This is a genomic window from Enterobacter sp. RIT637 (assembly GCF_019718755.1).
Lineage (GTDB): Bacteria > Pseudomonadota > Gammaproteobacteria > Enterobacterales > Enterobacteriaceae > Enterobacter.
The window spans coordinates 221,662-238,487 of record NZ_JAIHAZ010000007.1; the positions used below are offsets into that span (position 1 = coordinate 221,662).

A 16,826-nucleotide genomic window follows, 5' to 3' on the forward strand; every position below is an offset into this window, starting at 1 on the left:
GTCAGATCCCCCATTTTGGAATCGGATGGTCGCCCATGGAGATGCAGACGTTCTTCATCTCCGCGAACACTTCGAAGCTGTACTCGCCTCCCTCGCGGCCGGTGCCGGAGGCCTTCACGCCGCCAAACGGCTGGCGCAGGTCGCGAACGTTCTGGGTGTTCACGAACACCATGCCCGCCTCGATGCTGCGCGCCAGGCGCAGCACTTTGCTGACGTCCTGAGTCCAGATGTACGACGCCAGACCGTACTCCACGTCGTTGGCCAGGCGCAGGCCTTCCGCTTCGTCCTTAAACGGCAGAAGGCAGGCCACCGGCCCGAAGATCTCCTCCTGCGACACGCGCATGCGGTTGTCGACGTCCGCCAGCACGGTTGGGCGCAGGAAGTTGCCGCCCTTCAGGTGCGCAGGCAGATCGGTCGGTTTGTCCGGGCCGCCCGCCAGCAGGGTTGCACCCTCTTCAATGCCGAGGCGGATGTAGCCGGAGACCTTCTCCCAGTGCTGCTTGCTGATGAGTGCGCCAATCTGGGTATTCGGATCGGTCGGATCGCCCACGCGCAGGCGGTTGGCGCGCTCGGCAAAGCGCTTGACGAATTCCGGGTAGATGCTCTGCTGGATAAAGATGCGCGAGCCCGCGGTGCAGCGCTCGCCGTTGATCGAGAAGATGGTGAACAGGGCGGCGTCCAGCGCGCGCTCGATGTCGGCATCTTCAAAAATCAGCACCGGGGATTTGCCGCCCAGTTCCATGGAGTACTTCTTCAGCCCGGCATTTTTCATGATGTTGCGCCCGGTGGCGGTGCCGCCGGTGAAGGAGACGGCGCGCACGTCGTGATGGCGCACCAGCGCGTCGCCTGCCGTCGCGCCGTAGCCCTGCACCACGTTGAGCACGCCCGCCGGAATACCCGCCTCCAGCGCCAGCTCGCCCAGACGGTCAGCGGTCAGCGGGGAGAGTTCAGACATTTTTAGCACCGCGGTGTTTCCCAGTGCCAGGCACGGCGCAACCTTCCAGGTGGCGGTCATAAACGGCACGTTCCACGGCGACACCAGCGCGCAGACGCCCACCGGTTGCACCAGGGTGTAGTTGAGCATCTTGTCGTCGACCGGGTAAGTTTTGCCGTTCATCTGCTGGCACACCTCGGCGAAGAACTCGAAGTTGTGCGAGGCGCGCGGAATGAGCACGTTTTTGGTCTGGTGGATCGGCAGGCCGGTGTCGGCGGTTTCCATGGCGGCGATCTCGGGCACGTTCTGGTCGATCAGATCGCCCAGACGACGCATCAGGCGCGCACGCTCCTTCATCGGCAGGTTAGCCCACTTCGGGAACGCCTTTTTGGCGGCGGCAACGGCCTGGTGAATTTCAGCTTCACCGCCGGAGGCGACTTCAGCTAACACCTCGCCGGAGGCCGGGTTGGTGGTGTGGAAGTACTCGCTTCCGGCGACGTTTTTACCGTTTATCCAGTGGTTAATCTTTTTCATTTTGCAGTCTCCTCGCTGACAATCCGGTTTACCAGGCGGCCTACGCCTTCCACTTCCACCACCACTTCATCCCCCGGCACCACGTCGGACAGCCCCTTCGGCGTGCCGGTGGCAATCATGTCGCCCGGCTGCAGAGTCATAAAATCGCTCAGGTACGCAATCAGGAACGGGATGCTGAAAATGAGATCGGCGGTGGTCCCTTCCTGACGCAGTTCGCCGTTAACGAAGGTGCGAAGACGAAGGTTGTGCGGGTCGGGGATGGCTGCTTTCGGCACGACGTTCGGGCTGATGGGCGTCAGCCCGTCGCGGCTTTTGACCCGCAGGTTCGGGCGGTAGTAGTTTTCCAGGTAGTCGCGGATGGCGTAGTCGTTGCAGACCGTGTAGCCCGCAACATAGTCCATCGCCTCGGCTTCACTGACCTTACGCGCGGTTTTACCGATGACCACCACCAGCTCCGCCTCGTAGTGCATGTATTCGATATTGTTCGGGCGCACCGACGTCTGGTTGTCGCCGTTGAAGGTGTTTGGCGCTTTGATAAATACCAGCGGCTCGGTGGGCGGCTTGAACTCCAGTTCGCTGGCGTGGTCGGCATAGTTCAGACCGAGGGCAAACAGCGTGGCGTGCGGCGGCGTGCTGTGCGCAATAGTGACGTTGCGCTCATCCACCACCGGGTTTTCCAGCGGCGGAAAGCCTGCCGCCAGAATACGCACGCGATCGCCCGGGCGGATCTCCACGCGGCTTTGCGGGGTGCCGAGCAGGATCGCATCGCCGGGATTGAGGGTGGCGAACTCGCTCAGGGCGCTCAGCAGTTCGGCAGCGCTGCGCTGAAGATCGGCGGTGTTCCAGTGGTCCGCTTCGCGGCCGTTGATCTCGGTGATGATGGTCAGGTTATCCACGCTATCAACGGCGACCAGCTCGCCCAGCGGGCAAAATCCGTCCCGGCATTTGGCCTTGATGGCCGGGCGGTAGAAGCTCTCTTCCGGCAGGCTCACCTCGTTGGCCAGCGCGTATCCCGCGATGTACGCCGCGGCGTCCTCCACGCGCACCCTGCTGGCGGTTTTGCCCACCACCAGCGCCACCGTCGCGCCGCTCAGCACCGTTTCTCCCTGCGGGAAGGGGATCGGCTCGCCCGCGCGGATCACCGTGTTGTGCGGTTTGATAAACCATACCGCTGTTTTCGGCGGCGTGTTGTAGGGGGCTTTTTCAAACGCCTCACGCCAGGCTTCGCGCTGGCTTTGATGGTTGAGGGCGACGGCAAAAACGGTACCTTTCATTCACATACTCCTCACCCCGGTGGTCCGGGTTATGATTTCATTAATATGTTAATGATCTGGTTTTATGCTTTTGCTGTTTATTTCGCAATCAGAAGTGAAAAATTTGTGATATGAATAACAATAAATTTACATGTTGGGTTTTATTTATAGTTAAATCATGTAGTTAATAAAAATGAATGGTTTCTGTTAGACTTTTTGACTGAAAACGTGTTGTTTATAAAAGCATCTTTTAGTGATTGTTTACTTGTTAATGATGTGAAGGGAGAGGCTATGCATGACTCATTAACCATCGCGCTGCTGCAGGCGCGGGAAGCGGCGATGTCGTACTTCCGCCCGATCGTTAAGCGCCATAATCTGACTGAGCAGCAGTGGCGCATTGTGCGCGTGCTGGCTGAGCATCCGTCGATGGATTTTCACGATCTGGCGTTTCGGACCTGCATCCTGCGCCCGAGCCTGACGGGTATTCTGACGCGGATGGAGCGTGACGGCCTGGTGCTGCGCCTAAAGCCGGTGAACGACCAGCGCAAGCTGTACGTGTCGCTGACCAAAGAGGGGAATGCGCTGTACGAACACGCCCAGGCGCAGGTCGAAGAGGCGTATCAGCAAATTGAGGCGGAATACACGCCGGAGAAGATGAAACAGCTGACGGCGCTGCTGGAAGAGTTTATCGCACTCGGCAATAACCACATCGCAGAGCGTGGGGAAGAGGGGTGATTTACCCTTTTAGCGCGGTCAGCAGTCTGCTGAACAGTTCAGGCAACGGAGCGTCATACCAGAGCGCATAGAGATCGGCCGGGATAGTTTCCTCAAGCGGTAAAAATTTGACCCCTGGCCAGTGGATCAGGGCGCTGGTTTCTGGCAAAAGAGTGACGCCATTCCCGGCACTGACGAGGGCCAGCGCGGTTTGCGGTTCATACACCTGCTGAGCAATAGGCGGCGTGTAGCCATGTTCAACACAGGCCTCATAAATCTGGCGAGCATAATCGCTTTGGCTAAATGCCAGGGAGATAAACGGGCGTTGATTGAGCTCAGTGATCGAGATGCGCTGACGATGGCTGAGGGGATCGTTTTCATGCAGCGCAACCCGCATCGCTTCCCGTGAAATAAGCTGGCAACGGATATCGGATTCAATACGGGGGATGACGTTGCGGTTAATCGCAATATCAATCGTACGGGCGCGCAACGCGTCAATTTGCTGCTGCTGCGACAGTTCACTCAGGCTCCAGTGAACGTTGGGGTTTTCCTCCCTGAAGGATTTCAGACGAGTCAGCAACGTTCCCCAGAGCGCGCTCCCCACCACACCGAGGTGAATATGTTGCTTTTCGCTACGACCAATTTGCCGGACGTAGTTGAGTGATTGCTCGGTGGCACTCAGCAGCCTGTCGACTTCTGCTTTCAGCACTTTTCCTGCATGCGTTAACACGACTTTGCGACTGGAACGTTCAAAAAGGTCGACCTCCAGCATCTCTTCCAGCTCTTTAATTTGCATGCTCAGCGGGGGCTGAGAGATGTTAAGGCGCGCCGCCGCACGGCCAAAGTGCAGTTCATCGGCAAGGACCTGAAAGTAACGCAGCATTCGCATACGTACGCGACTGAGAGTCTGGGGATCGTTCATGAAGGGCATTATGCAGGGAGAGGATGTCTTCATTGTGCTCATCCTCTCCCAGACCTGTCAAACGGATGCGGCAGCAGTGTGATGCAAACGCTCAGCTTTACTGCGTAGCACTGCGACAATCAGCGTCAGCAGCAGCAGAGCATAGGCGATAGTAGCGGTATTCACTGCACCGTGGAGACCGAAGCGGCTATTCACCAGCGAAGAGACGCTGGCGAAAAGGAGTGTTCCAACGGTCCCACAGGTCAGCAGCGCGGAGATAAGCGTGGGTGAACTGCGGCTAACCTGAAGTGAACCGTAGCTCATCAGGCCCGAGAAAAGCCCCGAGTTGAAGAAGCCAAAAAAGCCGCAGGCGATCAAAATAAGGGTACTGTTTGAACTGTTGGCAATCAGCGCGATGGCGATCATCCCAATGAGGGTGCAAATCATCAGGAATGTACGCAATTTCATCCACTTCACCGTGAACTGATTGAGGAACAGTCCCGTTGCCTTGGTGACCCAGTAAACGGTAGTGAAAAGCGCGGCCTGTTCAGGAAGAAGCCCAAAGCGAGACTGCAGGTATCCCGGCGTCCACATGGTAAAAATAGGTTCTGCGAGTAAAAACAGGAATAGCGCCAGGCAGATAAGCCAGACGGACAGCCCCCAGGGCTCTGCACAAGGCTGAGAGGCTTGAGCGGCTGGCGCCGGGGATTCAGCAGCAGGAAAGCGTGCCCGCAGGACCATAACCAACATCAGTGCACCAAGCGCACCCATAATGGCGTACATGGCAATCCAGCTTGCGCCCAGCTTAAAGACCCAGGCCAGAACGAAGGAGAGTGTCGCCCCCGCCAGGCTGAAAAAGAAGTCGGTAAAGATAAGGCTGGAAGAGCGGCTTTTTTCGTCCGGATTAATACGTACCACCAGATAACTGCCGATGGTCATAAAGATGCCGCCGCATGCCCCGATGAGCGCAACGGCCAGACTAAACATGGAGAGCGTTGGGACGAAGAAGAGCAGACAACTGGTGAGAACCGTCAGGGAGGCCGCTATCGCCAGCGGTTTTTGCAACCCCCATTTTTTCATCAACAGGCCGCCAAACATAATGGGCACAAACATGCCGATATTCATCAGGGTAAAAACCTGTCCAATAAAGCTGGGATCTTTATCGAAGGCGGCGCAAAGGGGGCCGAGTACTATACCAAGCGTGGAGACTAGCGCTCCGACAAAATAGTAACTCAACCATGAAACGGCATTTAAACTGCCGCGCGAGTAGTTATTCTCTGCCATAAATGTTTCTCCGGCAGGATCGGCATCCTGCCTGTGGACCAAAATTAGTGCCAGTTCTTCACAAACTGACTAATCAGACGAATGAAGTCCTCTGTCACCATCGCGGCGCATTTCAGCGTCTGCTCGTGGGAGAGTTCGACATCACTAAGTCCTTCAGCCATGTTGGTGATGGCGGATACTGCAAGGACCTTCAGCCCACAGTGGCGGGCAACAATCACTTCCGGGACAACAGACATACCCACTACATCCCCGCCGATTTTTTGCATCATGCGGATTTCTGCTGCAGTTTCGAAATTGGGTCCTGGATAAGAGACGAACACGCCTTCGTGCAATGGCAGCTCCAGATCTTTGGCGGTTGCGTGTAATTTTTGACGGAGATCGCTGTCGTAGGCATTTGCCAGGCTGAAAAAACGCGGGCCGAATCGGTCATCATTTGGCCCGACCAGAGGGGTGGAAGGCATGGTATTAATGTGATCGTTAAGCGCGACCAGTGAACCGGCGGGAATAGCGGGATTAAGTGAGCCCGCCGCATTCGTGCATAACATAAATTCGCAGCCGAGCAGCTTAAACGTCCGAACCGCATGCGTCATGATGCCCATCCCGACGCCTTCGTAAAAATGACCGCGGCCTTTCATGCAGATCACGTCCACGCCATGCAGTTTGCCCATGACGACTTCGCCAGCGTGGCCAATAACGGTACTCACCGGAAAACCAGGCAGTTTTTCATAAGAGATCGCGATTTTATCGTCAAGCTTATCCGCGAGCGCACCCAGACCAGAGCCCAGGATCATCGCAATGCGTGGGGTAACATCGGGTTTTGCAGCGCGCAGCATAGCCGCGGCTTCATAAGGGGTATCATTGACTATGGAACGGGACATAAGCACTCCTGAATAACGTGGTATTGCGTCATTGTCAGCAGGCTTTGATTGCCGTTCCAATATGATAAACGCGCTTATTGATTTAAAACTCGAATGGATGATGCGCTGTCGTCAATCATTTCAATAAGTTAGTTTTTCTGGCGTGATGAGCATGGGAAAAAGGGGGGGAATGAACTGTGACAATGTTCACTTGTGCTTTTATGCGGGACAAACAGTTAAGGAGGTAATAAACCCTACGCTCACTATGTTTTTCGTAAAGTTTTCCTTTTTCTGGCCGAAAATTCTGTATCTGTCTGAGGAAGAGAAAACATGTTAAACCGTATCAAGATTGTCACCAGCTTACTGCTGGTTTTAGCGATATTTGGCCTTTTACAACTCACATCCGGTGGTCTTTTCTTTAATGCCCTGAAGAATGACAAAGAGAATTTCACCGTCCTGCAAACCATTCGTCAGCAACAATCTACCCTTAACGGGAGCTGGGTTGCGCTGCTGCAAACCCGTAACACCCTGAACCGCGCGGGTATCCGCTACATGATGGATCAGAGCAATATCGGCAGCGGAGCGACCGTTTCCGATCTGATGCAGATTGCGTCTGCGTCGCTGAAACAGGCGGAAAAAAACTGGGCGGATTACGAAGCTCTGCCGCGCGATCCGCGTCAGAGCGACGCCGCTGCGCTGGAAATCAAACGTAATTACGAGATCTACCACGGCGCGCTGGCTGAGCTGATTCAGCTGCTGGGCGCCGGGAAAATCAATGCCTTCTTCGACCAGCCGACCCAGAGCTATCAGGACGGTTTTGAGAAGCAGTACGTGAGCTACCTGCAGCAGAACGACAAGCTGTATGAGACGGCGGTGAAAGACAGCAACAACTCTTACAGCCAGGCGATTTGGGTGCTGATCAGCGTGCTGATTGCCGTGGTGGTGGTGATTGTCGCCGTCTGGCTGGGCATCAAGCAGGCGCTGATTTCTCCGCTGAATCGCCTGATCGACAGCATTCGCCATATCGCCAGCGGCGACCTGGTGAAGCGCATCGATGTTGAAGGCTCCAATGAGATGGGTGAACTGGCCGACTCGCTGCGTCATATGCAGGGCGAGCTGGTGCGTACCGTCGGCGACGTGCGTAACGGTGCGAATGCCATCTACAGCGGCGCGAGCGAAATCTCAATGGGTAACAACGATCTCTCGTCCCGTACCGAGCAGCAGGCCGCCTCCCTGGAGGAGACCGCTGCCAGCATGGAAGAGCTGACCGCTACCGTGAAGCAGAACGCCGAAAACGCCCGTCAGGCGAGCAACCTGGCGCTGAGCGCGTCTGAGACCGCGAAGAAAGGCGGGAAAGTGGTGGATAACGTGGTGCAAACCATGCGCGACATCGCGGGCAGTTCGCAGAAAATTGCCGATATTATCAGTGTGATCGACGGCATTGCCTTCCAGACCAACATTCTGGCGCTGAACGCGGCGGTGGAAGCGGCGCGTGCCGGTGAGCAGGGCCGTGGCTTTGCCGTTGTTGCAGGCGAAGTGCGTAACCTGGCGCAGCGCAGCGCCCAGGCTGCCCGTGAAATCAAGAGCCTGATTGAAGACTCCGTCAGCCGCGTGGAAGTGGGCTCTACCCTGGTAGAGAGCGCGGGTGAAACCATGGGTGAGATCGTGAATGCGGTGACCCGCGTAACGGACATCATGGGGGAAATCGCCTCTGCGTCTGACGAACAGAGCCGCGGTATCGACCAGGTGGGTCTGGCGGTAGCGGAGATGGATCGCGTGACCCAGCAGAACGCCTCGCTGGTTGAGGAATCTGCCGCAGCGGCTGCCGCACTGGAAGAGCAGGCGAGCCGTCTGACGCAGGCCGTGGCGGTGTTCCGCATTCAGCAGGAGCAGATGAAAGCGCGCGAGTTCGCTGCCGCGAAAAGCGTTGCCGCGCCGGTGATGTCGCGTAAAACCGCGACTGCCGATTCAGGCGATAACTGGGAAACGTTCTGATCCAGCGCGTTGTGCCGGGTGGCGGCTGCGCCTTACCCGGCCTACGGTTCGTGGTTTTTGCCGGGTGGCGGCTGCGCCTTACCCGGCCTACGGTTCAGGGTTTTGTAGGCCCGGTAAGCGCAGCGCCACCGGGCGATATCAAAGCGGCAGACGCATAGCGCAGCGGGAGTTATACGCTAAGCCATGCGCTGCTTCTTCTTCACGTTTTGCACGCAGTTCAGGCGTGAGTTCAGTGACGTATTCAAACCCCAGCTTTTCATAGAAGGGCGCATTCCACTGAACGTCCCGGAACGTCGTCAACGTCAGCGACGCCAGCCCCAGCCTGCGGGCATGGTCAGCCGCACGGGCGATGAGCTGCCGACCAATTCCTTTTCCCTGCCAGGCCAGATCGACCGAAAGTTCCACAATAAACAGCGACGAAGCGTGCGCTTCTGCAAGGAGAAACCCCACGGGACAATCCGCTGCCAGCGCCAGCCAGCTCAGGCCCTGTTCGGCATAGTCGCGATGCTGTTCAACGGAAATGACGTCGCCGTCAGCCAGCCAGGCCAGTTCAGGCCAGGCTCGAAAACGCTGTCCTGCCGCGCGCTCAATGGCGGGCAGACTGGCAACGTCATGCGCAGTGGTGGGGCGGAAGGTGATTTTCATGGCGGCAAGTATAGCCTGATCGGTTTATTCCGAGCAGATCAGTATCGGTGAATAGACGTTGCCAATCACTATCGCCTCTTCAGGGGTGTGCTCGATAGTCACCAGCCTTTTCTGGCCCGGCGTTAACCCCGCAACGTACTTTTCAAATACCCCATCGGGTAATTCATCGTGGCTAAATCGCTCGACCCTGATAATGGCGATCTCAAAAAGCGTGTCGTGCATGTGGCGCCAGTTAAAGGTTTCCTGACGGGAGATTTCCCAGCCCTGCCGGATATTCCGCACATTCCCATTGAGCGTGAAGTAGCCCGTGCCGTCGGGGTGAAATCGCATCATGATCTCGCCGTCGAACGTGAAGTTGTTGTCGTCACGCTGCTGCGTGAACGTCAGGTTACCTTCGCAAACAACGGGCAGCGGCGGTGTATGTCGATACCATGCCACGGCCATGATGATTAACAGCAGGTTGAAGGCGATAACCAGCCCCATTTTTTTACGCGTCATGATTCACCATTCGTAGGCATAAAGCGTGCGGCAGGCGCTGGCGGTGTTCTCTTTCGTCAGAGAGCATTGCGACAGCACCATCCTCCCTTCATGGCCGTAGAAGAGCGTGTTCTGAATGTGCAGATAAAAGAGAGAGTTTTTCAGGCACGGCAGGTTGCCGTCGCGCTGTATCGCCTGTGCCAGTGCTATCGCCTTGTTGAGAAACACATCTGCCAGCGGTGAGAAGGTGTAGACCGGACATTCACCGAAATGTGTCAGAAGATGCATTTCTGCATGCTGCTGGTTTTGCTTGATCGCGAATGTCCAGATGCACAGCGCCAGTACCACAAGCGTCAGCCCGCTACAGAACAGCCATTGAGGTTGAAAACGATACGGACTCCAGGCGGAGGCTGGGCAATCCGATTTTTCAGCCCGGGAATGGACCCTGATGTCCGCGCTCAGCATAAAGCCCACTTTGGGCACGGTGACAATAAACACCATGTCGGGCACGAGGCTTGCCAGCATTTTTCGCAGGATACTGATGTACTGATTAAGTGAATTGTTGGAGCCCTGCAGGCCTCGCTCGTCCCACACTTCATGCAGGAATGCCTCACGTTCGACGACGTTACCATGATGGAGCACCAGCATTTTCAGAATGCTGTTGGCAGTTGCCGTCATCACCTGGGGTTCGACGTCTGGCGTATCAACAAGTGAAACGGAACCGTCTTCGTCGTTATAGACGAGGGTATCAGCGAGCAGGTATTTCATAGAGTATTGTCAAAGGAGCAGTTGGAAAAATACAAACGGTGAATAGTACGCGTGCTATTCATCTAAGAAGCTGGGTATTCTAACTGCTTTGTTACCGATAACATTGATCCAGTCGGGCATTCTCGCTGTTTAATAAATGAGCAAAATCAAAGGTAAAGCGAGTGCTGTTCCAGCAGGCAGATTTTTCGGTGGAACTCCGCCTGGTTCTGACAGCGGAATTTAGTCATCGCGTTACGCTTGTGGGTATAGATCGTTTTCGGTGATTTATTCAGCAGTTGCGCGATACGGACCAGGCTGATCCCTTTACTGAGCAGGGTGCACACCCGCAGTTCAGAACGGGTGAGGTTAGCATCAGGACGGTAGTGCTGGGTGAAATCGGCGTTTCTTAAATGCTGGCTGAGCTGAATAATCGAGATGTTTCCAGCCAGCACCCTGACGCGCCCGGCAGGCAGATAGACGTTGATGTCGTTCACGCGGCGTTCGTCGGTAAATATGAGCCAGCCGTGATCGGTGGTCTCTTTCATGATTTGTTCGCGCATGCGCAAGATGGTTTCCGGGCTGACGCTGTTGAGCCAGAAAATATCAGGACGCGGCGTCATCATCATCGAAACGAGCGTTTTCAGGCCAAGCCACAGGAAATAGTTATCGCTCAGAACGATGACGTGAAAGTCGACGTGGGTGCTGCGTGAGAGAGTCATGTGAGGTATCGCCCGTTAACGTGAGGGATCCCGAGGGTCCTCATAAGAAGCTAATTGGGTGAATACTCTACATCCTGAGCTTATACTAATATGTATATAGATGAGATTGCGTTAAATATAGTGATTTTCTCTGTTTTTTAATTGTCGTAAAGCTTTTTATAATTTTGAAATTGCCCGGCAGAACGCCGGGCAGAGAGGATGTTAACTGTCGCGACTGACAATTTTAATTTCCACCATCCCAATCCCAAGCTGTCGCGGGGAGTGGCCGAGGATATTACCTTCGTTAGTGGACTGCGGGTCTGGCGGAATGATGACGAGCGTGCTGCTGCGCGACGGATTGTCGAAATGCAGCGTGGTGGTGCTTACGTCATTGCCAAGCGTCAGGATCTGTTCTTTATCACCCACGCGCACCGGGATAGGGCGGTTAGCATTTGGCCCGTACGCTCTGGCCGTGATCACCAGATCGAATTTTTCCGGCAGCGGATGGGCGTACTCAATTTTCACTTCGTCACCCAGCTGGGCGTTGGACCAGCGTCCCCAGGATTCCGGACGGGAGATCCCGCTGAACTGTTTTACCTCTTCCGGCGCGCCGGCCACGTTAAAGATAAAACTGTCCGCTTTATAGCGAATGTCGTTATCGACAATCTTCAGCATGTCGACGTTCCGCTGATAGCGCGCGGTATCGATAACCGTATCGTTAAACGCCGTTTTGCCTTTCCACTGCGCTTTATCAACATGCTGGACGGACTGCTCTCCGCCGAGCTGTCCCTGAGCAACACACCAGTCGGTAGACAGGGCCAGCGGCTGCGACCAGAGCTGGCCCATCTTGTAGCACGCGTCGATCCAGACAAAATTGTCGCGCGGGGCGAAGTCAGCCAGCTGATAGCGCAGCGGTGCGGAGTATTCACTTTCCGGCAGCGGTTCGACGCGGTTGTCCGAAACGCGCAGCAGCAGTGGCAGACGGAAGTGACTGCCGGAGAAGGCAATCATTTTTTTATCCTGGTCGATGGTGAAGTCTTTCATCTCTTTCGGGAAGTTCCACAGGCGGATGATATCCGGCTTCCAGGCCAGGATTTTCTCCTTCATGTTGAGGAACACTTCTGACAGAGATTGCCCGGAGAGCGTACTGCGGCCAAGGCCAATAAAGTTATCGCCGCCCAGAATGTCCAGCACCGTGGCGCCGTTATCCATCGAGTTACGTTTAGCGGCGATCACCTCCTGCTGGGGTTGGTCGCCGCGCAGGATGAAGAACAGGTTGCTGCGGTCCTGCTTGTTAAGCTCATCCCAGGCGCTGTTTTTCATCGCCAGATGGTCAGACGACACCACAATCACCGTGTTTTTGAAATACGGCGAGGCTTTGATTTTGTCGATCAGCGCGGCGATATGTTCCTGGCTGCAGGTGACGGCGCTAAATGACGTATTACTCTTGCCATTGATGTCATAACTTTTGCGTTTACAGGTACGAGAGACAAATCCGTCCGGATGATGGGTATCCACGGTCAGGGCAAAGAGCGAGAAGCGTTTGCCCGCGCGGGAGAGTTCCTCGAATTTTTGCCAGGTCTCGTCCAGCACCGTATCGTCGTAGAAGCCCCAGTCGTTACGGTAGTTCGGGTCTGCGACGATGGTTTTTAACTCTTCCGAGCCGTAGAGATGGTCAAATCCGTGTGATTTCAGGAACACGTCTTTGCCAGCGAAACGCAGATTTGCGCCCTGCATGAAGTAGTTTTCGTAGCCGGAGTTTTTCAGGATATCGCCAAGACAGATATTTTGCGGGAAGAAGCTCGACATGGACGCCGAGGCGTTCCCCTCAAAGGGCGCGAACAGCGGGATACCGCACTGAGACGCGACCATACCGGCGATGGTGTAATCGGTGCCGGGTAGCTGCATGGTGTGGCTGAAATCGAGACCTTCGTTTTTCAGAGGCCCCAGATCCGGGGTCAGGTTCGGGAAGGCATCGTTATCAAAATAGGTGCGCTCGAGGCTCTCGCCGTAGATATAGACCAGATTGAGCTTCGGATTGTCGATCTTCTTCGCGGGTTCTTTGTAATACGCCACGAAATCGGGGTCACCCTCGCGCGACTGGGATTTCACCAGTTCGGTGATTTGGTGGAATGCCGGGCTGGCGTCAACAGAGGCTAATGCCAGGCAAAGCGCCAACAGGCTGTAGCCATGATGATGCGGGTGATGGCGACGGCGGCGCAGCACCCAGGCAAGGGAACCAAAAATAGCAACCAGAGCAAATACCACGCCCAAACCTGGAAGTATGTACTTACCAACCCCTGCGCCCGTCAGGCTATTCGTCAGGGTGTAGAGTACCGCATCATTAATACCGTCACCGGTAAAGTAATCGCTGGCGTATAACGTAATGTTCAAAACAATAAAAATGCCGAGCACCACCAATGTGGCAATAAACCACCAGGTGTTACGGCCCGCTTTCCAGGCGTAAACGCCAACGGAAGCGAGGAAAAGGATAAGGGACATTAACTCTGACAACAGCATATCCTCATGACGCCAGACGCTTTGCTGGCTAACTGATTATTTTTTGGGTAATACAATGTAATGGCGATGTCGTTTAGCTGCAATTTTAGTGTCACGAAAGTGTGCTGTTGTTAGGATTTGGTTTAGAAAATCGTTTTTTTGAAGGCGGTCGCATCCTGGCATGCGGACGCTGAGACGGGGGTAAGGCAGGAAAACAGTCGTTTAGCGCCGCGCCGTAAGACTAACGTAACAAACGCGGCATGTTGTGGCAGAAAATGGGGTCGATCAGGAGATGAAATTAACGCCTTGTTTCAGCACCAGATCGCAGGCTTTGGTTTTCACCTGTTTCGCCAGAGAGGAGTTCCCGATGGTGCTCAGGTTCAGCTGCTGACCGTTTTGCGCGTTCAACAGGCCCTGAATACCGTCCATATAGTTGGTGTCAGCTTTCTGCTCCTGCGTGTCCAGACCCAGCTTGCCCAGCACCTGGTTTTTCACGTTTTGCGCATCGGTGACGGAAGCCAGCTTCTGCTTCGCACAATACTCCAGAATACCCGCCGCGTTGTTCATCGTACCCGCGCTCAGGCTCTGGGAGCTGTTACCCAGCAGGCTGGTGAGGGAAGAGGCAGACATCCCGCCCTGCGTGCTGCCGCTCTCTTTGGTCAGTTCGTTGGCTGCGCTGGAAAGTGACTCCTGCCATGACGCGGCCTGCGCTGCGCCGGTTGCCAGCAGTGCGCCGAAAAGTGTGCTGATAAGTAACTGTTTTTTCATAATGGCTTTCTCAAAAAGGTCCGTTTAGGGCCGGAAGTGCTTCCAGTATATACCTCCGCGCCACGCCCTATTCCTGGAACTGTCTTAATACTCTTTGCCGGTGACGCGGCTGCGATAACTTTCCCAGTCAAAGATGACGTACAGACTGTTGCCGAGCTTCATGCGATCCATTACGCGTTCTCCCAGCAGGCGGGTCATCTCGTCGATATTGTGGTTTGTCAGCATTCCGGTTGGTCGCTTTGATGAAGAGCGGCGGTCAACGATCTGGTTGATGATGACTTTTTCATAGCGGGATTCCGTCTGAACGCCGATCTCGTCGATGACCAGCAGGTCAACGTTGCTCAGGTCGTTGAGCAGCTGTTCTTCGCTGGTTTCGCGGTTGCTGAAGGTGTCTTTCATGGCGGACATGATATCGGCCACGGTGATGATCAACACGGATTTACCCCGCAGCAGCAACTCGTTGCAGATGGCCGCTGCAAGGTGGTTTTTCCCGGTGCCGGGCTTGCCGCTGAAAATGAAGCTGGCGATGTTGCCATCAAACTCGTCCACGTACTGACGGGCCTGGCTCAGTGCGTTCATCTGTCCCTGCGACTCGACGTTGTAGTTATCAAACGAGCAGTTCTGATGAAGCGGGCGGATCCCCGAGCGGTTAAAGGTGCGCTGCATTTTCATCGCGCGGTTCTCACGGGCGAGCGCCGCCGCACGAATTTCACCTTGCTCCTTTTGCCATGCCAGCAGTTCTTCACCCGTTGTGAAGGCTGGCTTTACGTTGGCTGGCATCATTTTTTGCAGACGTTTCATCAGGTCGCCGACGTTCTTCATTTCGCACCTCGGAATCCATTAGGGATCTGTTTGTCCGGTTCAGAAAACGCATTGATATCGCGCTTGGGCTGGCCATTGTTGCTGGCGCGGTTGATTTGAATACTGCGCGCGAGCTTTTGCTGCCACTGCACATGGTGAAACACTTTTCCTTCCGCCTGCCAGTAAGCGGTAAACGCGGCCAGCTCTTCGGGCGTGACCGGTTGTGAGAGCGCAATTCCCCACAGTGCCGCCTGGCGCTGAAAATCGGCATCCGGTTGCCAGCCTGCGTACATGGGGAATTTCCCCATCGGTATGGCAACGGGCGCGTTTCCCGGTTCGTCGAAAAACTGATTATCCAGGGTGACATCACTGGCCGGGCGCGACAGCCGCGCTTCGATATCCAACAGCTGCGCCAGACGTTCCGGCGTGATTGCGTAAAACGCCGGGGCGTTGTCGGCAAACACGGCGAGCGTACCGCCTTCGGCATTGGTCAGCACGCCGCGGGGATCGCGCATAAAGGCATCAATGCCGGCAATGCTGGTGGTCAGGATTCTGGAGGACATAACGCTTTCTCTACTGGGTTACTACGGGCGTGATATGGGCTTATGGTAGCACAGAGAGGGGGAGGGAATGGAGGGGATTTCCCCGGTGACGCTGCGCTTACCGGGGCTACAATGGTAGGTCTGATAAGCACAGCGCCATCAGGCATTTATCACGCGATGATATTCAGGGTCACGTCGATATTGCCGCGCGTGGCGTTAGAGTATGGGCAAACGATGTGCGCCGCATCCACCAGTTTTTTCGCTTCCGCAGGATCCATACCTTCAACGTGAATGTTCAGCTTCGCTTCGATACCAAAACCGGTTGGCAGCGGGCCAATGCCGACTTCACCTTCAATAAAGGCGTCTTTTGGCAGGGCGAATTTGTCGCGTGCTGCGACGAATTTCATCGCGCCCAGGAAGCAGGCGGAGTAGCCAGCAGCGAACAGCTGTTCCGGGTTGGTCACTTCACCACCCATGCCGCCCATCTCTTTTGGCACACCCAGTTTAACGTCCAGGACGCCGTCGGAAGAGGTCGCGCGGCCGTCACGGCCTCCGGTGGCTTTGGCTTTGGCAGTGTAGACAACTTTTTCTAAAGACATGGCAGGTTCCTCATCTTACATTTATGTGTACTATTAAATAGCGTGCGATATATATGGGTAAAGATAGACGCGTAAAGTATAGCCTTACGCGTGGTGTAACTGCTGTCGCAAAAGCTCAAGCTGCTGCTTAAGCGCCAGCATCGTGTCGGTATCGCATTGCGCTGCGCACCCAACCGCGTGAGGGATCCCCACGGCCTGTTGCTGGAGCGCACGCCCTGCATCGCTCAGGGTGACCGCAACCTGGCGCTCGTCTTTACGGGAGCGGTGGCGGTTGATCAGCCCGGCGCTTTCCAGACGCTTTAACAGCGGCGTCAGCGTGGCTGAGTCAAGAAACAGCCGTTCGCCAATGTCCGACACCGTCACGTCATCCTGCTCCCAAAGTACCAGCATGACCAGGTACTGCGGGTAGGTCAGGTTCAGCGGTGCCAGCAGTTGCCGGTACAGTTTGTTAAGCGCCAGGTTTGCCGAGTAGAGGGCAAAACAGAGCTGGTTATCCAGCAGCAGCGCCGCGGTGGTGTCGTTCGTTTTTGCGTTCATGAGATGAATATAGATAGTGCACGATATAATTGCAAGCTATT

General features: G+C 55.5%; 17 protein-coding genes. 2 read left to right on the forward strand and 15 right to left on the reverse strand.

What is annotated here, in order from left to right:
* Position 1 precedes the first annotated feature (1 nt).
* Positions 2–1,468, reverse strand: coding sequence for a 5-carboxymethyl-2-hydroxymuconate semialdehyde dehydrogenase (gene hpaE / locus K5E19_RS13400; RefSeq protein ID WP_221551645.1), 1,467 nt, complete (start codon positions 1,466–1,468; stop codon positions 2–4).
* Positions 1,465–2,742 carry a 4-hydroxyphenylacetate degradation bifunctional isomerase/decarboxylase gene (hpaG, locus tag K5E19_RS13405; protein WP_221551646.1) on the reverse strand — a complete coding sequence of 426 codons (1,278 nt, stop codon included), beginning with the start codon at positions 2,740–2,742 and terminating at the stop codon, positions 1,465–1,467. Before hpaG ends, hpaE begins: the two co-directional genes overlap by 4 nt.
* 270 nt (positions 2,743–3,012) lie before the next feature.
* On the opposite strand from hpaG, the gene hpaR reads away from it, so the two are divergent.
* Positions 3,013–3,456 carry a homoprotocatechuate degradation operon regulator HpaR gene (gene hpaR / locus K5E19_RS13410; RefSeq protein ID WP_221551647.1) on the forward strand — a complete coding sequence of 148 codons (444 nt, stop codon included), beginning with the start codon at positions 3,013–3,015 and terminating at the stop codon, positions 3,454–3,456.
* A 1-nt stretch (position 3,457) separates the two neighbouring features.
* Here the strand turns inward: hpaR and K5E19_RS13415 are convergent, their stop codons facing one another.
* From K5E19_RS13415 to xapA, 3 genes are read right to left on the reverse strand one after another with little or no spacing between them, the layout of a single operon-like run.
* Entirely contained in the window at positions 3,458–4,390 is a 933-nt protein-coding gene (locus K5E19_RS13415; protein ID WP_260411782.1) for a LysR family transcriptional regulator, read from the reverse strand.
* Positions 4,391–4,414: 24 nt separating this feature from the next.
* Positions 4,415–5,620 (reverse strand): MFS transporter TsgA, encoded by a 1,206-nt coding sequence (gene tsgA, locus K5E19_RS13420; RefSeq protein WP_221551648.1) that lies wholly within the window; start codon positions 5,618–5,620, stop codon positions 4,415–4,417.
* Between the two features lie 44 nt (positions 5,621–5,664).
* On the reverse strand, positions 5,665–6,498 hold the full coding sequence (xapA, locus tag K5E19_RS13425) for a xanthosine phosphorylase (protein WP_221551649.1): 834 nt from the start codon (positions 6,496–6,498) through the stop codon (positions 5,665–5,667).
* Between the two features lie 309 nt (positions 6,499–6,807).
* Between xapA and tsr the strand changes: the two genes are divergently transcribed.
* Positions 6,808–8,472 carry a methyl-accepting chemotaxis protein gene (tsr, locus tag K5E19_RS13430; RefSeq protein ID WP_221551650.1) on the forward strand — a complete coding sequence of 555 codons (1,665 nt, stop codon included), beginning with the start codon at positions 6,808–6,810 and terminating at the stop codon, positions 8,470–8,472.
* A 138-nt stretch (positions 8,473–8,610) separates the two neighbouring features.
* On the opposite strand, the gene K5E19_RS13435 is transcribed toward tsr, so the two are convergent.
* From K5E19_RS13435 to K5E19_RS13480, 10 genes are all read right to left on the reverse strand, one after another.
* Entirely contained in the window at positions 8,611–9,117 is a 507-nt protein-coding gene (locus K5E19_RS13435) for a GNAT family N-acetyltransferase (RefSeq protein WP_221551652.1), read from the reverse strand.
* Positions 9,118–9,141: 24 nt separating this feature from the next.
* The gene (locus tag K5E19_RS13440) at positions 9,142–9,615 is read right to left on the reverse strand and encodes a hypothetical protein (RefSeq protein WP_221551653.1); all 474 of its coding nucleotides are present in this window, start codon (positions 9,613–9,615) and stop codon (positions 9,142–9,144) included.
* A gap of 3 nt (positions 9,616–9,618) precedes the next feature.
* Positions 9,619–10,362 carry a winged helix-turn-helix domain-containing protein gene (locus K5E19_RS13445; protein ID WP_221551655.1) on the reverse strand — a complete coding sequence of 248 codons (744 nt, stop codon included), beginning with the start codon at positions 10,360–10,362 and terminating at the stop codon, positions 9,619–9,621.
* Positions 10,363–10,508: 146 nt separating this feature from the next.
* Positions 10,509–11,060: a helix-turn-helix transcriptional regulator gene (locus tag K5E19_RS13450; protein WP_221551657.1), complete on the reverse strand. Its 552-nt coding sequence runs from the start codon at positions 11,058–11,060 to the stop codon at positions 10,509–10,511.
* 201 nt (positions 11,061–11,261) lie between these two features.
* The gene (opgB, locus tag K5E19_RS13455) at positions 11,262–13,553 is read right to left on the reverse strand and encodes a phosphatidylglycerol--membrane-oligosaccharide glycerophosphotransferase (protein ID WP_221551658.1); all 2,292 of its coding nucleotides are present in this window, start codon (positions 13,551–13,553) and stop codon (positions 11,262–11,264) included.
* A 270-nt stretch (positions 13,554–13,823) separates the two neighbouring features.
* Positions 13,824–14,306, reverse strand: a complete 483-nt coding sequence (locus K5E19_RS13460; RefSeq protein WP_221551659.1) for a DUF2501 domain-containing protein — start codon at positions 14,304–14,306, stop codon at positions 13,824–13,826.
* Between the two features lie 84 nt (positions 14,307–14,390).
* A complete protein-coding gene (gene dnaC, locus K5E19_RS13465; protein ID WP_221551660.1) occupies positions 14,391–15,128 on the reverse strand; it encodes a DNA replication protein DnaC in 738 nt (245 codons plus the stop codon).
* Complete coding sequence (gene dnaT, locus K5E19_RS13470; protein WP_042713996.1) at positions 15,125–15,670, reverse strand: primosomal protein DnaT; 546 nt, start codon at positions 15,668–15,670, stop codon at positions 15,125–15,127. The genes dnaC and dnaT overlap by 4 nt, the downstream gene beginning before the upstream one ends.
* Positions 15,671–15,819: 149 nt before the next feature.
* Positions 15,820–16,248 (reverse strand): organic hydroperoxide resistance protein, encoded by a 429-nt coding sequence (locus K5E19_RS13475; protein ID WP_126545177.1) that lies wholly within the window; start codon positions 16,246–16,248, stop codon positions 15,820–15,822.
* A gap of 84 nt (positions 16,249–16,332) precedes the next feature.
* Positions 16,333–16,785: a MarR family winged helix-turn-helix transcriptional regulator gene (locus K5E19_RS13480; protein ID WP_042713994.1), complete on the reverse strand. Its 453-nt coding sequence runs from the start codon at positions 16,783–16,785 to the stop codon at positions 16,333–16,335.
* Positions 16,786–16,826: the final 41 nt, after the last annotated feature.

Bases quoted from the DNA above. Each gene is read 5' to 3' on its own strand.
- hpaE (WP_221551645.1), bottom strand. From the start codon at position 1,468: ATGAAAAAGATTAACCACTGGATAAACGGTAAAAACGTCGCCGGAAGC.
- hpaG (WP_221551646.1), bottom strand. From the start codon at position 2,742: ATGAAAGGTACCGTTTTTGCCGTCGCCCTCAACCATCAAAGCCAGCGC.
- hpaR (WP_221551647.1), top strand. From the start codon at position 3,013: ATGCATGACTCATTAACCATCGCGCTGCTGCAGGCGCGGGAAGCGGCG.
- K5E19_RS13415 (WP_260411782.1), bottom strand. From the start codon at position 4,390: ATGAAGACATCCTCTCCCTGCATAATGCCCTTCATGAACGATCCCCAG.
- tsgA (WP_221551648.1), bottom strand. From the start codon at position 5,620: ATGGCAGAGAATAACTACTCGCGCGGCAGTTTAAATGCCGTTTCATGG.
- xapA (WP_221551649.1), bottom strand. From the start codon at position 6,498: ATGTCCCGTTCCATAGTCAATGATACCCCTTATGAAGCCGCGGCTATG.
- tsr (WP_221551650.1), top strand. From the start codon at position 6,808: ATGTTAAACCGTATCAAGATTGTCACCAGCTTACTGCTGGTTTTAGCG.
- K5E19_RS13435 (WP_221551652.1), bottom strand. From the start codon at position 9,117: ATGAAAATCACCTTCCGCCCCACCACTGCGCATGACGTTGCCAGTCTG.
- K5E19_RS13440 (WP_221551653.1), bottom strand. From the start codon at position 9,615: ATGACGCGTAAAAAAATGGGGCTGGTTATCGCCTTCAACCTGCTGTTA.
- K5E19_RS13445 (WP_221551655.1), bottom strand. From the start codon at position 10,362: ATGAAATACCTGCTCGCTGATACCCTCGTCTATAACGACGAAGACGGT.
- K5E19_RS13450 (WP_221551657.1), bottom strand. From the start codon at position 11,060: ATGACTCTCTCACGCAGCACCCACGTCGACTTTCACGTCATCGTTCTG.
- K5E19_RS13460 (WP_221551659.1), bottom strand. From the start codon at position 14,306: ATGAAAAAACAGTTACTTATCAGCACACTTTTCGGCGCACTGCTGGCA.
- dnaC (WP_221551660.1), bottom strand. From the start codon at position 15,128: ATGAAGAACGTCGGCGACCTGATGAAACGTCTGCAAAAAATGATGCCA.
- dnaT (WP_042713996.1), bottom strand. From the start codon at position 15,670: ATGTCCTCCAGAATCCTGACCACCAGCATTGCCGGCATTGATGCCTTT.
- K5E19_RS13475 (WP_126545177.1), bottom strand. From the start codon at position 16,248: ATGTCTTTAGAAAAAGTTGTCTACACTGCCAAAGCCAAAGCCACCGGA.
- K5E19_RS13480 (WP_042713994.1), bottom strand. From the start codon at position 16,785: ATGAACGCAAAAACGAACGACACCACCGCGGCGCTGCTGCTGGATAAC.